We start from the raw sequence: 16,824 nt of genomic DNA on the forward strand, positions 1-16,824 counted from the left end.
TGCGTCATCCCGCCATTGCACTCTTTTTGTTCCCCCGCTGCGCACCGCTGGTGCAGTCCGTTTGCCGCCGCTGTCATAAGTTTTAATTATAATTTATTGAAATCATGAGATTAAAAATTGGCACGCCGGTTGCTCTGTTGGATCCCATCTTGTGTACCAGATGGAATTCAGCCGATGAGCGAACCTGTTGAAGCGTGCGGTTTTACCCTCAGTGAATGGCAGCACCATTATCAAACCCGTCCGGCGGGCGAGCGCCTTGCCTGCGTCAGTGCGACGATCGAAACGCTGGTCGCCGGCCTGAACCCGGACGATAACGCCTGGCTGTATCTCGCCACGCCGGCGCAGCGCGAGCAGCAGTATCGGCAGCTGGCACAGAGGCTCGAGACGGTCGCCGGCGATCTCAGCCGCCTGCCGCTGTTCGGCGTGCCCTTTGCCATCAAAGACAATATCGACGTCGGCGGCTGGCCGACCAGCGCCGCCTGCCCGGCGTTCACCTATCAGGCCGCGGCGGACGCCACCGTGGTCGCCCACCTGCGCGCCGCCGGGGCGATCGCCCTCGGTAAAACCAACCTCGACCAGTTCGCTACCGGGTTGGTGGGCACCCGCTCACCTTATGGCGCGGTGGTCAACAGCTTCGACAGCCGCTACGTCAGCGGCGGTTCCAGTTCCGGCTCCGCTTCGGTGGTGGCGCGCGGCCTGGTGCCGTTCGCGCTCGGCACCGATACCGCCGGTTCGGGGCGCGTGCCTGCCGGGTTCAACAACATCGTCGGGCTGAAGCCGACCAAAGGGCGGTTGTCCAACCGCGGCGTGGTGCCGGCCTGCCGGTTGAACGATACGGTGTCGGTCTTCGCGTTGACGGTGGCCGATGCCGCGCAGGTGGCGGAGCTGGCGAGCGGCTTTGACGCGGCAGACCCGTATTCTCGTGCCGATCCGCATACCGCGCCGGCGGATATCCCCGCCGCGCCGCGTTTTGCCGTTCCCGCCCAGCTGGAGTTTTTCGGCGACGTGCAGGCCGAGCGGGCGTTTCACCGAGCGCTGGCGCAGCTGCAGGCGGGCGGCGCCACGCTGGAACCCCTCGATTTCGCGCCGTTTCGCACCCTGGCGGAACAGCTGTATTACGGGCCCTGGGTAGCGGAGCGCACGGTGGCGATTGAGCAGGTGCTGGAAGCGAGCCCGCAGGCCATCGATCCGGTGGTGCGCGGCATCGTTGGTAACGGCCTGGGCTACAGCGCCTGCGACGCTTACAAGGCGGAATACCTGCGCGCCGAGCTGGCGCGGCAGATCGCCCAGCGGCTGGCGCCGTTCGACGCGCTGGTGGTGCCGACCGCGCCCACTATCCGCACCCTGGCGGAGATGGCGCAGGAACCGGTGCTGTTCAATTCGCAGTTCGGCACTTACACCAATTTCACCAACCTGGCCGATCTGAGCGCGCTGGCGCTGCCGGGGCCGCTGCGCGAAGACGGTCTGCCGGCGGGTATCACCCTGATTGCGCCCGCCTGGCATGACCGGGCGCTGGCGGCGTTTGGCCTGCGCTGGCAACGGCAAAGCGCCTTGCCGCTCGGCGCTATCGGCCGGGCATTGCCGCCGCAGCCTGTGCCTGCGCCGTCCACAGGGCACGTGCGTCTGGCGGTAGTGGGCGCTCACCTCAGCGGCATGCCGCTCAACGTCCAGCTGACGCAGCGCGACGCGGTGCGGGTGGAACAAACCGTCACCGCCCCCTGTTACCGCCTGTACGCGCTGGCCGAGACCGAGCCGCCGAAGCCGGGGCTGGCGCGCGCGGCGCAGGGGGCGGCGATCCGCGTAGAGCTGTGGGACATCCCACTGGCCCGTTTCGGCGAGTTTGTGGCGGAAATCCCGGCGCCATTGGGCATCGGCACGCTGCTGCTGGCGGACGGCCGGCGGGTGAAGGGGTTTATCTGCGAAGCCTGGGCGCTGGAAGGCGCCACGGATATCACTGAGTTTGGCGGCTGGCGCGACTATCTCGCCAGCGTTAAGGGGGCATGAACATGTTTACTACCGTACTGATCGCTAACCGCGGCGAAATTGCCTGCCGCGCCATTCGCACCCTGAAACGCCTGGGCGTCACCAGCGTGGCGGTTTATTCCGACGCCGACCGCAATGCGCCGCACGTCACCGAAGCCGACAGGGCGGTGGCGCTCGGCGGCGACAAGGCCGCCGACAGTTACCTGCGCATCGACAAGATCCTCGCGGCCGCAGCGGCCACCGGCGCGCAGGCGATCTACCCCGGCTACGGCTTTTTGTCCGAGAGCGCCGAGTTTGCCGAAGCCTGCGAGGCGGCGGGCATCGCCTTTATCGGCCCGACGGCGGCGCAGATGCGCGAGTTCGGCCTCAAGCACCGGGCGCGCGAGCTGGCGGCGTTGGCCGGGGTGCCGATGACGCCGGGCACCGGCTTGCTGGAGAGCGTTGAGCAGGCGGTCGCCGCCGCCGCGCGCATCGGCTACCCGGTGATGCTGAAAAGCACCGCCGGCGGTGGCGGCATCGGCCTGACGCGCTGTGACGACGAGGCGGCGCTGCGCGACGCGTACGACAGCGTCAAACGGCTGGGGGAGCAGTTCTTCCGCGACGCCGGCGCCTTTATCGAACGCTTCGTCGATCGGGCGCGCCACGTCGAGGTGCAGATTTTCGGTGACGGCCAGGGGCGCGTGGCGGCGCTCGGCGAGCGCGACTGTTCGCTGCAGCGGCGCAACCAAAAGGTGGTGGAGGAAACCCCGGCGCCGCATCTGCCGGCGGCGACCCGCCAGGCGCTGCATCGGGCGGCGGTGGCGCTGGGCGAGTCGGTGAATTACCGCAGCGCCGGCACGGTGGAGTTCATATACGACGCCGCGCGCGACGAGTTTTATTTCCTGGAAGTGAACACCCGCTTACAGGTCGAGCACCCGGTTACCGAAATGGTCACTGGCCTGGATCTGATCGAATGCATGCTGCAGGTGGCGGCGGGCGACGCGCTGGATTGGGCGGCGCTGCAACGCGCGCCGCAGGGCGCGGCGATCGAGGTGCGCCTCTACGCCGAAGATCCGCTGAAGAACTTCCAGCCCAGCCCCGGCGTGCTGACCGAGGTGCATTTCCCTGACGACGTGCGCCTCGACGGCTGGGTGGCGACCGGCAGCGAAGTTTCGGCGTTTTACGACCCGATGATCGCCAAGCTGATCGTGCACGGCGCTGACCGGGCGCAGGCGCTGGAAAAACTGCGCGTGGCGCTGGCGGCGACCCGTTTGCACGGCATCGCCACCAACCTCGACTATCTGCGGCAGGTGATCGCCACGCCGCAATTTCAGCGCGGCGACGTCTGGACGCGCCTGCTGGACGATTTGCGTTTCCAGCCGCACTGCCTCGAAGTGTTGCAACCCGGCACCTACAGCAGCGTGCAGGATTATCCCGGCCGCCTCGGCTATTGGGACATCGGCGTGCCGCCGTCCGGCCCGATGGACGACTTCGCGTTTCGGCTGGCCAACCGCATCGTCGGCAACCACCCGGCGGCGGCCGGGCTGGAGTTTACCCTGCAGGGGCCGACGCTGCGCTTTCACTGCGACGCCACCATCGCGCTGACGGGCGCGAGCTGCCCGGCCGATCTGGACGGCGAAGCGGTTGCGTATTGGCGGCCGATTACGGTGCGGGCCGGGCAGGTGCTGATGCTGGGGCGCGCTACGCACGGCTGCCGTACCTATCTGGCGGTGCGTAACGGCTTCGACGTGCCGGTATATCTCGGCAGCCGCTCTACCTTCGCGCTCGGGCAGTTCGGCGGCCACGCCGGGCGCACCTTGCGCGTGGCGGACATGCTGGCGATCGCTCAACCGGCGCTGGCGGCCAGCACCACCCCGGCGCCGATCGCCGCGCCGCAGGCGATGGACGACAGCCTGATCCCGCACTACGGCGATCAATGGCACATCGGCGTGCTGTACGGGCCGCACGGCGCGCCGGACTTTTTCACCGCCGAATCGATAGAGGCCTTCTTCGCCACCGACTGGCAGGTGCATTACAACTCCAACCGCCTCGGCGTGCGTCTGGCGGGGCCGAAGCCCGAGTGGGCGCGGGAGGACGGCGGCGAAGCCGGTTTGCATCCTTCCAACGTGCACGACTGCGAGTACGCCATCGGCGCCATCAACTTCACCGGCGACTTCCCGGTGATCCTGACCCGCGACGGGCCGAGCCTCGGTGGCTTCGTCTGCCCGGTGACCATTGCCAAGGCCGAACTGTGGAAAGTGGGGCAGGTGAAGCCGGGCGACCGCATCCGTTTCCATCCGATCGGCTTCCGGCAGGCGCAGTCGCTGGAGCAGGCGCAGCTTGGCAGCATCGAAGCGCTGGCGGCGGTGAAGGCCATCACCCTGCCGCCGCCGGATCTGGCCCCGGCGGACAGCGTTTCTGCCGCGGTACTGGCAGCGCTGCCGGCGGCGGAGGGGCGCCCGGCGGTGGCGTATCGTCAGGCGGGGGACGGCTACATCCTGATGGAGTACGGCGACAACGTGCTCGATCTGGCGCTGCGCCTGCGCATTCATCTGCTGATGCAGTCGCTGCGGCAGGAGGCGATCCCGGGCGTGGCGGAGCTGGCGCCGGGCGTGCGTTCGCTGCAGATCCGCTACGACAGCCGGCAGATAAGCCAGGCCGACCTGTTGCAGCGCCTGCTGGCGCGCGAACGGGCGCTGGGGGACGTCAGCCGCCTGAAGGTGCCGACGCGCACCGTCTGGCTGCCGATGGCGTTCGAGGATTCGGCCACGCTGGGGGCGGTGGATCGCTATCAGCAGACGGTGCGCGCCTCGGCGCCCTGGCTGCCGAACAACGTCGATTTCATTCAGCGCATCAACGGCCTGAGTCGACGCGAGCAGGTGCGCGACATTCTGTTCGACGCCAGCTACCTGATCCTCGGGCTGGGAGACGTGTACCTCGGCGCGCCCTGCGCGGTGCCGCTCGATCCACGCCATCGCCTGCTGAGTTCCAAATACAACCCGGCGCGCACCCACACCGCCGAAGGGACGGTCGGTATCGGCGGCATGTACATGTGCATCTACGGCATGGATTCGCCAGGCGGTTATCAACTGGTGGGGCGCACGCTGCCGATCTGGAACAAATTCCTCAAAAACCCGCAGTTCACCGCCGGTGAACCCTGGCTGCTGCGCTTTTTCGATCAGGTGCGCTTCTACCCGGTCAGCGAGCAAGAGCTGGACGAGCAGCGCGAAGCGTTCCGCGAAGGGCGCATGCAGGTGCGCATCGAAGAGAGCGAGTTCGACTTCGCCGCCTACACCCGTTTCCTGGCCGACAACGCCGGGGCGATCGCCGATTTCCAGCATCGTCAGCAGCAGGCGTTCAGCGCCGAAGTGGCGCGCTGGCGCAGCGATGACGACGAGGCTGAGGCGCAGCTGTTGCCGCCGGAGGAAGAAGACGCCATCGACGGCGATCTGGTCAGCGCCGATCTGAACGGCAGCGTGTGGAAGATCCTGGTGGAACCGGGGCAGGCGGTGGCGGCCGGGCAGCCGCTGATCGTGGTCGAGGCGATGAAAATGGAGCTGGCGGTCACCGCGCCGCGCGCCGGGATCGTTAAACGCATCAGCTGCCGGCAGGGGCGGCCGGTCGGGCCGGGTGACGCCCTGCTGTGGCTGGAAAAGGCGGTCTGAACGGAGGAGCGATGATGCAAATCACCAACGGAGAGCACAAGGCGCGCCCGGAGGGGCTGGCGGAGCGCATTTATCTGCAGCTCAAGGCCGACATCTTCGAGTTTCGCCTGCTGCCGGGCGATCGCTTCAGCGAAAGCGACGTGGCGCAGCGCATGGCGGCCAGCCGCACGCCGGTGCGCCAGGCGCTGTTTCGGCTGGAGCGCGAAGGCTATGTCGAGGTGCTGTTTCGCAGCGGCTGGCAGGTGCGGCCGTTCGATTTCGCCTACTTCGAAGAGCTGTACGACCTGCGCATCGTGCTGGAGCAAGAGGCGGTGAAACGGCTGTGCGAACGCCCGGCCGGGGAAACGCCGGACGCGCTGGCGGCGCTGAGCCGTTTTTGGGCCGAAGCGCCGCACCTGGCGGACGGCAAGGCGGTGTCGCAGCACGATGAGCAGTTTCATCAGGCGTTGGTGGCCGCGGCGGGCAACGGCGAAATGGCGCGCATTCACCGCGAACTGACCGAAAAAATCCGCATCATTCGCCGGCTGGATTTCACCCAGCAGGCGCGGGTGGACGCCACCTACCGCGAACACGCCGCCATTTTGCAGGCGATCCTGCAGCGGCAAAGCGGGGCGGCGCAAACGCTGCTCGGCGAGCATATCGCCGTCAGCAAGGCAGAGGTACGAAAAATAACGCTGCACATGTTGCACCAGGCGCGGGCTCAGCAGCCTGCGCGCTCGGCGTAACGATTTTGATTTCACACACATCAGGAGTTTGAACTATGCAACGTCGTCGTTTTATCAAAGCTTTTGCGCTGTCCGCCGCCGCGATCGGCCTGGGTCTGGCCTGGAGCGCGCAGGCCGCCGACACCATCAAGGTCGGCATTCTGAGTTCGCTCTCCGGCACCATGGCGATTTCCGAGACGCCGCTGAAGGATGTGGCGCTGATGACCATCGACGAGATCAACGCCAAAGGCGGGGTGCTCGGCAAAAAGCTGGAGCCGGTGGTGGTGGATCCGGCCTCCAACTGGCCGCTGTTCGCCGAAAAGGCGCGCCAGCTGCTGAGCCAGGACAAGGTGGCGGCGGTGTTCGGCTGCTGGACTTCGGTGTCGCGCAAGTCGGTGCTGCCGGTGTTTGAGGAGCTGAACGGACTGTTGTTCTATCCGGTGCAATACGAAGGCGAAGAGATGTCGCCGAACGTGTTCTACACCGGTGCGGCGCCGAACCAGCAGGCGATCCCGGCGGTGGAATACCTGCTGAGTGAGGACGGCGGCGGCGCCAAGCGCTTCTTCCTGTTGGGCACCGATTACGTCTATCCGCGCACCACCAACAAGATCCTGCGCGCTTTCCTGCACAGCAAGGGGGTGCAGGACAAGGATATCGAAGAGGTCTACACGCCGTTCGGCTACAGCGATTACCAGACCATCGTCGCCAACATCAAAAAATTCGCCGCCGGCGGCAACACCGCAGTGATCTCCACCATCAACGGCGATTCCAACGTGCCGTTCTACAAAGAGCTGGCCAACCAGGGCGTCAAGGCCACCGACGTGCCGGTGATCGCCTTCTCGGTCGGCGAGGAAGAGCTGCGCGGCATCGACACCAAACCGCTGGTGGGCAACCTGGCGGCCTGGAACTACTTCGAATCGCTGGATAACCCGACCAACAAACAGTTTGTCAGCCAGTGGAAAGCCTACGCCAAGGCGCACAATCTGCCGAATTACGCCACCGCGGTGACCAACGACCCGATGGAGGCCACCTACGTCGGCCTCCACATGTGGGCGCAGGCGGTGGAAAAGGCCGGCACCACCGACGTCGATAAGGTGCGCGCGGCGATGGCCGGGCAAACCTTCGCCGCGCCGTCGGGCTTCACGCTGACCATGGACAAAACCAACCACCACCTGCACAAACCGGTGATGATTGGCGAAATCGAGAGCAACGGCCAGTTCAACGTGGTGTGGCAGACCGAAGCGCCGGTGCGCGCGCAGCCGTGGAGCCCCTATATCGCTGGCAACGACAAAAAACCGGATTACCCGGTGAAAGGCGGTAAGTAACGTCACTCAGCGCCGGCGCGGCTCGACGCCCGCCGGCCTAACAGAAGAGGCAGCTGATGCAATCTCCGTTTTTATCCTTTTTGCGCGTCGGGCTGTGGCTGCTGTGCGCCTGGCCCCTGCTGGCGCAGGCCGGGCCGGCCGATGAGTTCGCGGCGGCCACTCGCGCGCAGCAGGCCAAACTGCTGCAGGCGTGGGCGGCCGAGCCGGATCCCGCGCGCCTGCCGTTGCTGCAGGGGCTGCAGCAGGAAACCGTGGCGATCGACGGGGCGAAACGCGCCTTTATCCGCCAGGGCGATCGCTATCTGCCGCTTGAAGGTGAGGCGGCCCCGGTTGGCGAACCGAAGAAGGTGTGGCTGAACAACCGGCTGCGCATTCTGATCGCCAACGCGTTGTCGGCGCAGCGGCTGGTCAGCGCGGATGCGGCGGTGCGGCTGCAGGCGGCGACCGCGCTGCAGCGCGAGGCGCAGGGCGAGCAGTTGCCGCTGTTGACCCGGCGGCTGGCGCAGGAGAAAGACCCGCAGGTACGCGATGCGCTGAGCATTGCGCTGGCGAACCTGCAATTGACCGACGCCAGCCCGCAGGTGCGCTTCAATGCGGTGCGGCTGCTGGGGGGATCGGGCGAGCCGGAAACCCGCGCGCGGCTGCAAGCGTTGACCGACGCGGCCAATGAGCCGGACGCGGCGGTGCGCGCCGAGGCGCAACGCAGCCTGCAGCGCGTGCAGCACCGCCTGATGATCGGCGATCTGCTCGGCCAGGCGTTCAGCGGCCTGTCGCTCGGTTCGATCCTGCTGCTGGCGGCGCTTGGCCTGGCGATCACCTACGGCCTGCTCGGCGTCATCAATATGGCGCATGGCGAAATGCTGATGCTCGGCGCCTATTCGGCCTATCTGGTGCAGGGGCTGTTTCAACAGTTTGCGCCGCAGTGGCTGGCGCTCTATCCGTTGGCGGCGCTGCCGGTGGCGTTCGCCATCACCGCCGGGATCGGTATGGCGCTGGAGCGCACGGTGATCCGCCACCTGTACGGCCGGCCGCTGGAAACCCTGCTGGCCACCTGGGGCATCAGTCTGGTGCTGATCCAGCTGGTGCGGGTGCTGTTCGGCGCGCAGAACGTCGAGGTCGCCAACCCGGCGTGGCTGTCGGGTGGCGTGCAGCTGTTGCCGAACCTGGTGTTGCCGTGGAACCGCATCGCGGTGATCGCGTTCGTGCTGCTGGTGCTGGCGTTGACCTGGCTGCTGCTGAACAAGACCCGGCTCGGCATGAACGTGCGCGCGGTGACGCAAAACCGCGCGATGGCGGCCTGCTGCGGCGTGCCCACCGGCCGGGTGGACATGCTGGCCTTCGGGCTGGGTTCCGGCATCGCCGGGCTCGGCGGGGTGGCGCTGTCGCAGTTGGGCAACGTCGGGCCGGAGCTGGGGCAAGGTTACATCATCGATTCGTTCCTGGTGGTGGTGCTCGGCGGCGTCGGCCAGTTGGCGGGGACGGTGGCGGCGGCCTTTGGCCTCGGCATCGTCAATAAGATCCTCGAACCGCAGATCGGCGCCGTGCTGGGCAAGATCCTGATCCTGGTGCTGATCGTTCTGTTTATTCAAAAGCGTCCGCAGGGGCTGTTCGCCCTTAAGGGCAGGGTGATTGACTGATGAGCCAACCATTGACCGTAACCGGCGTGCAGAAAGCGCCCCGGCTGGCGTTGAGCATCGGCGGGTTGGCGTTGCTGGCGCTGCTGGTGATGCCGTTCATGACGCTGTTGCCGGCGGATCATCCGCTGGCGGTGTCCACCTATACCCTGACGCTGGCGGGCAAGATCCTGTGCTACGCGGTGGTGGCGGTGGCGCTCGATCTGGTGTGGGGCTATGCCGGGCTGTTGTCGCTCGGCCACGGGCTGTTCTTCGCGCTCGGCGGCTACGCCATGGGCATGTACCTGATGCGGCAGGCGGCGGGCGACGGGCTGCCGGCGTTTATGGCATTCCTCTCCTGGAATGAGCTGCCGTGGTTCTGGAGCGGCACCCAGCATTTCGCCTGGGCGCTGTGCCTGATCGTGCTGGTGCCGGGCCTGCTGGCCTTTCTGTTCGGCTATTTCGCCTTTCGCTCGAAAATCAAAGGGGTGTATTTCTCGATCATGACCCAGGCGCTGACCTATGCCGGCATGCTGCTGTTCTTTCGCAACGAGACCGGCTTCGGCGGCAATAACGGCTTTACCGGTTTCACCACGTTGCTCGGCTTTCCCATCACCGCCGCCGGCACGCGGGTGGCGCTGTTCCTGGCGACGGTGCTGCTGCTGGCCGCCAGCCTGGCCATCGGCTTTGCCCTGGCGCGCAGCAAGTTCGGCCGGGTGCTGACCGCGGTGCGCGATGCGGAAAACCGCCTGACCTTCTGCGGCTACGATCCGAAGGGCTTCAAGCTGTTCGTCTGGACCCTGTCGGCGGTGCTGTGCGGGCTGGCCGGTGCGCTCTATGTGCCGCAGGTCGGCATCATCAACCCCGGCGAAATGTCGCCGACCAACTCGATCGAGGCCGCCATCTGGGTGGCGCTCGGCGGGCGCGGCACGCTGGTGGGGCCGCTGCTCGGCGCCGGCATCGTCAACGGCGCCAAGAGCTGGTTCACCATGGCCATTCCCGAATACTGGCAGTTCTTCCTCGGCCTGATGTTTATCGTCGTTACGCTGTTTCTCCCGAAAGGGGTGATCGGCCTGCTGCGGCGGAGGAAAAGCTTATGAAGGCGATGCAAGTAACCGACGAACTGTTTACCCATCCGCTGCCGGCGGACAAATACCGGCAGCAAACCGATCCGGTGCTGCAGCTCGACAACATTAACGTCAGCTTCGACGGTTTTCGCGCGCTGACCGATCTGTCGCTGCGCATTGGCGTCGGCGAACTGCGCTGCGTGATCGGCCCCAACGGCGCCGGCAAGACCACGCTGATGGATGTGATCACCGGCAAAACCCGGCCGGACAGCGGCAGGGTGTTTTACGATCAGACCGTCGATCTGACCCGGCTGGCGCCGATGCAGATCGCCCACGCCGGCATTGGCCGCAAGTTTCAAAAGCCGACGGTGTTCGAGGCGCTGACGGTGTTCGAAAATCTGGAGATCGCCCAGAAAACCCGCAAGTCGGTGTGGGCCTGCCTGCGCGCCCGCCTGAGCAGCGAACAGCGCGATCGCATCGATGAGATGCTGAAGACCCTGCGGCTGGGGCATGAGCGCCACCGGCCCGCCGGGTTGCTGTCCCACGGGCAGAAACAGTTTCTTGAGATCGGCATGCTGCTGGTGCAGGAGCCGCACCTGCTGCTGCTCGACGAACCGGCGGCCGGCATGACCGACGCCGAAACCGACTACACCGCCGAACTGTTCCGCGAGCTGGCGGGCAAGCATTCGCTGATGGTGGTGGAGCACGACATGGGGTTTGTGGAGACCATTGCCGATCGCGTGACGGTGCTGCATCAGGGGCAGGTGCTGGCGGAAGGATCGCTGGCGCAGGTGCAGGCCGATGAACGGGTGATTGAGGTATATCTGGGGCGCTGAGGAGGCGTAATCATGCTGCAGGTAGAAGAATTGAATCAGTATTACGGCGGCAGTCACATTCTGCGCGGCCTGTCGTTCGAGGCGCGCATCGGCGAGGTGACCTGCCTGCTGGGGCGCAACGGCGTGGGCAAGACCACGCTGCTGAAATGCCTGATGGGGCTGATCCCGGCGCGCAGCGGCAGCGTCCGTTGGCAGGGCGAAGCCATCACCGGTAAAAAGCCGCATCAGCGGGTGCAGGCGGGCATCGCCTATGTGCCGCAGGGGCGGGAAATCTTCCCGCGCTTGACGGTGGAGGAAAATCTGCTGATGGGGCTGGCGCGCTTTTCCGGCGCCGACGCGCGCGCGGTGCCGGATCCGATCTATGATTTGTTTCCGGTGCTGCGGCAGATGAAGGATCGGCGCGGCGGCGATCTCTCCGGCGGGCAGCAACAGCAGCTGGCGATCGGCCGGGCGCTGGCCTGCCGGCCGCAGCTGTTGATCCTCGACGAACCGACGGAAGGGATCCAGCCTTCGGTGATCAAGGAGATCGGCGCGGTGATCAAACAGCTGGCGGCGCGGGGCGATATGGCGATCCTGCTGGTGGAGCAGTTCTATGACTTCGCCGCCGATCTGGCGGACAGCTATCTGGTGATGTCGCGCGGCAGCATCGTGCAGCGCGGCGCCGGCAGCAATATGGAACAGGACGGCGTACGCGGGCTGGTGGCGATTTGAACGAAAAAATGGGAGCCGCATGTCTGAAAGTCGTGCCGTTGTTTTTCCTTGCTGATGTTATGGATTAATCTAAAAGACGTTCTTTATTAATCCCTTGCCATGGATAGCTAACATCATCATGAACGAAATCACTGTGTCACGCCTCGGTTGCATCGTCCTGTCTCTGTTTCCGGCCCTGTGGGGGCTGTTCAGCCTGTTGAACAATACGGCGGATTTCGCCGGCACCGCGCGCAATGCGGTCGGGCCGCTGCTTGCCATGCAGGATACCTATCAAACGCCGGGGCTGATGTGGCGCGCGATCCGCGCCGACTGGGCCTGCATGTTGGGGTTGGCGGTCATCACCACGCTGGAAACGCTGGCCGGCCTATTCGCGGCCGCGGGCGTGGTGCTGATGATCGGGCGATTGAAAGGCCCTTACGCCGCCTTCGCCAAGGGCAAAGCCTGGGCGATGCTGGGAGCGCTTTGCGCGATCGCGGTGTGGGGCGTCGGCTTTATGGTGGTCGCCGGCGACTGGTTCATGGCCTGGCAGGCCAAGAAGGATCCGTTGGCGGTGCAACTGGGGGCGCTGATCTACCTGGCGCCCAATGCGTTTGCCTTGCTGTTCCTGATGTTGCAGCGGGAGCCGCGCTAACGAAGGCGGAGCGGGGCGCGGTTACAGCGCCTTGCTCATATACCAGATGCCTATCGAGCCCTGGGCGCTGGTGTAGCAGGTCTCGCCACACATGCTCAATCCCTGGCGCTGATAAAAACGTTGAGCGCGGGTGTTGCGTTGCAGCACCTCCAGCCACAGCATTTTTTGCCGGCGCTCGATAGCCCGCTGCTGCACCTGTTCGTACAGGCGCTGGCCATAGCCGTTGCCGGCATGGCCCGGCAGGAAATAGATTTTCTGCAGCTCTGCGCCGCGGGTTTGCGTTGGCGCCAGCAGGCTGTCGAAGTTCACCCGCGCATAGCCGACCAGGGCGTCATTCTCATAGGCCAACAGCCAGCACACGTCGGGCTGGCGCAGCGTCCGTTCCAGCGCGGAGACGGAAAAATCCTCCGCCAGAAAGGCCTCCAGCTCGTGCGGGTAGCGCCACAGCTCACCGAAGTGGGCGCGATAGGTGCGGATGCCGATATCGCGCACCAGGGTTAAATCTTCCAGCAATGCCTGACGAACGGTGAACATGAATGAACCTCATCGAAGCGGAAACCGATGAGTATAGCGAGTTAATTTTCAAGATGCCGCGGCGTTTCACGGCGAAAACCGAGGCCGATGATGCGGCCGAACAGGCGAGGCAGCCAGCGGCTGTTGCCGACGCGGGCGATCAGGCGTGAGCCGCCCGCCGCGCGGCGTTCACCCGGCCTGCGCTGGCTCATTTTGATCTGCAAAAACTGGATGGCCCGGGTGGGAAATTCGCGCCGGCGCTGCACGCTCAGCAGATGCTTCAGCTGCAGCCGATGCTGGCGCAGCGGCGGGATCAGGGCGTTGGCGGCGGCCACCGCGTCCTGAATCGCCAGGTTGACGCCCACGCCGCCGATCGGCGACATGGCGTGCGCGGCGTCGCCGATGCACAGCACGCCAGGTTTGGCCCAGCGATCCAGACGATCGATGCGAATGCTCAGCAGTTTTACCTGATCCCACTCGACGATCTCCTGCAGGCGATCGTCCTGGAATGGCGCCACCTCGGCGAGGTGCAGCAAAAATTTCTCCAGCCCGCTGCGGCGGATCGCGTCGAAGCTGCCTTTGTCGATCGAATAGCCGCACTGCCAGTAGTCGCCGCGATCGATCATGATGAAGTTTTGCTTCGGCCCGGTGTGGCCCATCGACCAGGCCGGATCGCCCGGCTGCTTGCTGAGCTTCATCCACAAGACGTCGCGCGGGGCGCCGAAGGAGCGGCTGCTGAGCGCCGCCTGCTCGCGCACCACCGAGTTGCGGCCGTCGGTGCCGATCACCAACCGGCTACGCACGCGGATCGGGCCCTCCGGCGCGTCGGCCAGCACGCCGCATACCTGGCCGCGGTCATACAGCAGCTCATGAACCTGCGTCGAGGTGAGCAGCCTGAAATGGGGGAAGGCGGCGGCCTGCTGCGCCAAAAAGTTGAGAAACTCCCACTGCGGCATAAAGGCGATAAATTTGCAGCGCGTCGGCAGGCGGCTGAAATCCGCCAGTTTGATGTCGCGGCCGGCGACTTCGGCATGCAGGGATTCCGCGCGTTGGTGCGGCAACGTCAGCAGTTCGTCGAGCAGGCCCAGCTGATGCATGACTTCCAGCGTCGACGGGTGAATGGTGTCACCGCGAAAATCACGCAGAAAGTCGGCGTGCTTCTCCAGCACCGTCACGTCGATCCCCGCCCGCGCCAGCAGATAGCCGAGCATCAGCCCGGCGGGGCCGCCCCCCACGATGCAGCAGGTGGTGGCGTAAGGTGTGATCGGTGATGACGGCATGGTGGTTGACCCCGGAGAGCGGCCCGCATCCCGCGAGCCGCAAGTGAATGTTTAATGTTGATAATGATTATCAATATCAAGTTTGACTGTCAACCCGCGGCGCAGTGTGGTCAAAGGGGATGGACAGATGGCCGACGCGGAACAGCTGGCCGTTTTGCGGCCGTGCCTGCGGTGGTTCACGCCATAAATCCAGCCGCACTAGCCGCCACTCGGCGGGGTCGAACGCCACGATGGAGGCCAGCGCGCCGGAGGCCGCCTGCTGTTGCCGACGCAATGCAGGCAGATCGCTGTAGGGGGCGATAGCCTGTTCCTGACAGGTTGCCCAGGCGGCCTCGGCCAGATGAGGGCGATCGAAATGCGTCAGCCACGGCAGCCAATGATTGACGCGCGGCCAGCCGAACGCCTGGCTGAGGCCTCTGAAACTTTCGCCGGCCAGGAAATCGTTCATGCCGGCGCTGCTGTTCCACAGGTAGAAGGGAGCGTAGAGATTTTCGGCGCTGCCTTCGCTGCGCTGTGCGTACAGATAGGCTTTGACGATCAGCTGCGGGCAGGCGTCGAGCCGATGGCCGAAATCGGCGATGCGGCGGCGGACGATCGCCATGTCGTAATCGGCGGGCAGGGTGAAACGGTATTGCATCGCGAGCATAAGGATTCTCCGCAAAGACATTGACCGGGAGAGCGTGACACGCCATCTTTATCAGTAAAATCGGTATTATTTTGATTGATGGTTCAGAAAATCAGGATGGTCAGCATGGGGCGAATCACGTTCGATCTCGAGGATTTGCGCAGCTTCGTCACCGGCGTCGAGCTGGGCAGCTTCGCCAAGGCGGCGGAACGGCTGGGGCGTTCGACGTCGGCGGTCAGCGCTCACCTGAAAAAACTGGAGCAGCAGGTCGGCGCGCCGATCCTGCGCAAGGCCGGACGCGGCATGGTGATGACCGAGGCGGGGGAAACCCTGCTCGGTTACGCGCGTCGCCTGCTGGAGCTTAATGACGAAGCCGCCGCCGCGGTGCGCGGGTTGGATCTGCAGGGCACGGTGCGGCTGGGGCTGCAGGAGGATTTCGGCGAGACGTTTCTGCCGCAGGTGTTGGGCAGCTTCGCGCGTGCCAATCCGAAGGTGCGCATCGAGGCGCGCATCGCCCGCAATGCCGAGCTGATCGACTGGGTGCTGAAAGGCCAGCTGGATCTGTCGCTGGCGTGGGACGGCGGTCTGAGCACGCCGTTTCATCAGGCGCTGGGGCAGCGGCAGTTGCACTGGATCGCGTCGCCCGGCTTCGCGCTGGTGCCTTGGCGAGAAGGGGATGAGCCGTTGCCGTTGGTGATGTTCGACGCGCCCTGCCTGATGCGCAGCGCGGCGACGCAGGCGCTGGATCGCGCCGGCATTCCCTGGCGCATCGCCTTTACCAGCCGCAGCCTGAACGGCGTTTGGGCGGCGGTGAGCGCCGGGTTGGGCGTCACGGTGCGCACGGCGGCGGGTTTGCCGCCCGGCCTGTCACCGTTGGCGCCCGAACTGCTGCCCGTTCTAGGCCAGCTCGGCGTGGTGCTGCACCGCGCCGAGGATCAGCCCTCGGCGGCCGTGCAGCGGCTGGCGCAGATTGTGGTCGAGCGGATCGAAACCTAATCTTTGGCGATGGGCTGTTTGCCGCTCAGTTGGCCCCATTCGCTCCAGGCGCCGTCATACAGCTTGACCTGCGGGGCGCCGAGCGACAGCAGGCCGAACGCCAGCACCGCCGCCGTCACGCCGGAGCCGCAGCTGGTGATGATCGGGCCGTTGATATCCACGCCCTTGTCGCTGAAGGTTTGGCGCAGCGCCTCCAGCGATTTGAAGCGGCCGTTTTCCAGCAGCTCGCCGTACGGAATGTTGATGCTGCCGGGAATGTGGCCGCGGTGCAGGCCGGGGCGCGGCTCTGGCGCTTCGGCATAAAAGCGCGGCGCGGCGCGTGCGTCGAGAATTTGCACCGGCGTGCCTAACGCCTGTTCCACTTGCCGCATATCCACCACCGCGTCGGCGTTGAACCGGGCGTTGAACACCTGCGGTTCAGGCTGCGCCGGGCCGGTGGCCAGCGCCTGGCCCTGCGCTGTCCAGCCGTTCAGCCCTTCGTCCAGTACGTAAACATGCTGGGCGCCGAAATTGCGGAAGGTCCACCAGCCGCGCGGCGCGGAGAACTGGTTACCCTCATCGTAAATCACCAGGGTATCGCGCTCGCTGATGCCCAGCTTGCCCACCGCCGCGCCAAACTCCGCCGCCGTCGGCAGCATGTGCGGCAGCGCGGTGTTTTTGTCCGCCACTTCGTCGATGTCGAAATAGACCGCGCCGGGGATATGGCCGCGTTCGAACTCGGCAAGCATGTCCTTTTTCGGCGTCAGCCCCACCGGCGACATCCGGACGTCGATCACCACCAGATTTTCATCGTTGATATGTTGCGCAAGCCATTGAGGGGTCACCAGAAACGGAGAGTTCATCGTTATTGTTCGCCTGTTGTGAAAACGGATTTTCACTATACACCAGGCCGCGCG

Annotated in this window: 14 protein-coding genes; 10 read left to right on the top strand and 4 right to left on the bottom strand. The window is 65.4% G+C overall.

Annotated features, from left to right (window positions below; translation table 11 throughout):
• Positions 1–174 precede the first annotated feature (174 nt).
• From atzF to ACJ8PN_RS02670, 9 genes are all read left to right on the top strand, one after another.
• On the top strand, positions 175–2,004 hold the full coding sequence (gene atzF, locus ACJ8PN_RS02630) for an allophanate hydrolase (RefSeq protein WP_442534578.1): 1,830 nt from the start codon (positions 175–177) through the stop codon (positions 2,002–2,004).
• A gap of 2 nt (positions 2,005–2,006) precedes the next feature.
• Positions 2,007–5,627, top strand: coding sequence for an urea carboxylase (uca, locus tag ACJ8PN_RS02635; protein ID WP_442534579.1), 3,621 nt, complete (start codon positions 2,007–2,009; stop codon positions 5,625–5,627).
• Between the two features lie 14 nt (positions 5,628–5,641).
• Complete coding sequence (locus tag ACJ8PN_RS02640) at positions 5,642–6,352, top strand: GntR family transcriptional regulator (protein WP_171455036.1); 711 nt, start codon at positions 5,642–5,644, stop codon at positions 6,350–6,352.
• 35 nt (positions 6,353–6,387) lie between these two features.
• A complete protein-coding gene (gene urtA, locus ACJ8PN_RS02645) occupies positions 6,388–7,656 on the top strand; it encodes an urea ABC transporter substrate-binding protein (protein WP_033633796.1) in 1,269 nt (422 codons plus the stop codon).
• A 56-nt stretch (positions 7,657–7,712) separates the two neighbouring features.
• Positions 7,713–9,293 carry an urea ABC transporter permease subunit UrtB gene (gene urtB / locus ACJ8PN_RS02650; protein WP_351107150.1) on the top strand — a complete coding sequence of 527 codons (1,581 nt, stop codon included), beginning with the start codon at positions 7,713–7,715 and terminating at the stop codon, positions 9,291–9,293.
• Positions 9,293–10,369: an urea ABC transporter permease subunit UrtC gene (gene urtC, locus ACJ8PN_RS02655; RefSeq protein ID WP_033633793.1), complete on the top strand. Its 1,077-nt coding sequence runs from the start codon at positions 9,293–9,295 to the stop codon at positions 10,367–10,369. The genes urtB and urtC overlap by 1 nt, the downstream gene beginning before the upstream one ends.
• The gene (gene urtD / locus ACJ8PN_RS02660; RefSeq protein ID WP_019454685.1) at positions 10,366–11,172 is read left to right on the top strand and encodes an urea ABC transporter ATP-binding protein UrtD; all 807 of its coding nucleotides are present in this window, start codon (positions 10,366–10,368) and stop codon (positions 11,170–11,172) included. Before urtC ends, urtD begins: the two co-directional genes overlap by 4 nt.
• Before the next feature lie 12 nt (positions 11,173–11,184).
• Positions 11,185–11,883: an urea ABC transporter ATP-binding subunit UrtE gene (gene urtE, locus ACJ8PN_RS02665; protein ID WP_171453578.1), complete on the top strand. Its 699-nt coding sequence runs from the start codon at positions 11,185–11,187 to the stop codon at positions 11,881–11,883.
• A 118-nt stretch (positions 11,884–12,001) separates the two neighbouring features.
• Complete coding sequence (locus ACJ8PN_RS02670) at positions 12,002–12,514, top strand: DUF2165 family protein (protein ID WP_004939438.1); 513 nt, start codon at positions 12,002–12,004, stop codon at positions 12,512–12,514.
• Between the two features lie 21 nt (positions 12,515–12,535).
• On the opposite strand, the gene ACJ8PN_RS02675 is transcribed toward ACJ8PN_RS02670, so the two are convergent.
• From ACJ8PN_RS02675 to ACJ8PN_RS02685, 3 genes are all read right to left on the bottom strand, one after another.
• Entirely contained in the window at positions 12,536–13,048 is a 513-nt protein-coding gene (locus tag ACJ8PN_RS02675) for a GNAT family N-acetyltransferase (RefSeq protein ID WP_171453579.1), read from the bottom strand.
• A gap of 41 nt (positions 13,049–13,089) precedes the next feature.
• Complete coding sequence (locus ACJ8PN_RS02680) at positions 13,090–14,307, bottom strand: FAD-dependent oxidoreductase (protein WP_171453580.1); 1,218 nt, start codon at positions 14,305–14,307, stop codon at positions 13,090–13,092.
• 76 nt (positions 14,308–14,383) lie between these two features.
• On the bottom strand, positions 14,384–14,953 hold the full coding sequence (locus ACJ8PN_RS02685) for a DUF4865 family protein (RefSeq protein ID WP_442534580.1): 570 nt from the start codon (positions 14,951–14,953) through the stop codon (positions 14,384–14,386).
• 105 nt (positions 14,954–15,058) lie between these two features.
• On the opposite strand from ACJ8PN_RS02685, the gene ACJ8PN_RS02690 reads away from it, so the two are divergent.
• Complete coding sequence (locus tag ACJ8PN_RS02690) at positions 15,059–15,928, top strand: LysR substrate-binding domain-containing protein (protein WP_411261922.1); 870 nt, start codon at positions 15,059–15,061, stop codon at positions 15,926–15,928.
• Here ACJ8PN_RS02690 and sseA read toward each other — a convergent pair.
• Positions 15,925–16,770, bottom strand: coding sequence for a 3-mercaptopyruvate sulfurtransferase (gene sseA, locus ACJ8PN_RS02695; protein ID WP_044031672.1), 846 nt, complete (start codon positions 16,768–16,770; stop codon positions 15,925–15,927). The two genes, ACJ8PN_RS02690 and sseA, sit on opposite strands and share 4 nt — an antisense overlap.
• Positions 16,771–16,824 lie beyond the last annotated feature (54 nt).

The sequence above is a fragment of the Serratia sp. CY76391 genome (genome assembly GCF_052166695.1).
Lineage (GTDB): Bacteria > Pseudomonadota > Gammaproteobacteria > Enterobacterales > Enterobacteriaceae > Serratia > Serratia nematodiphila.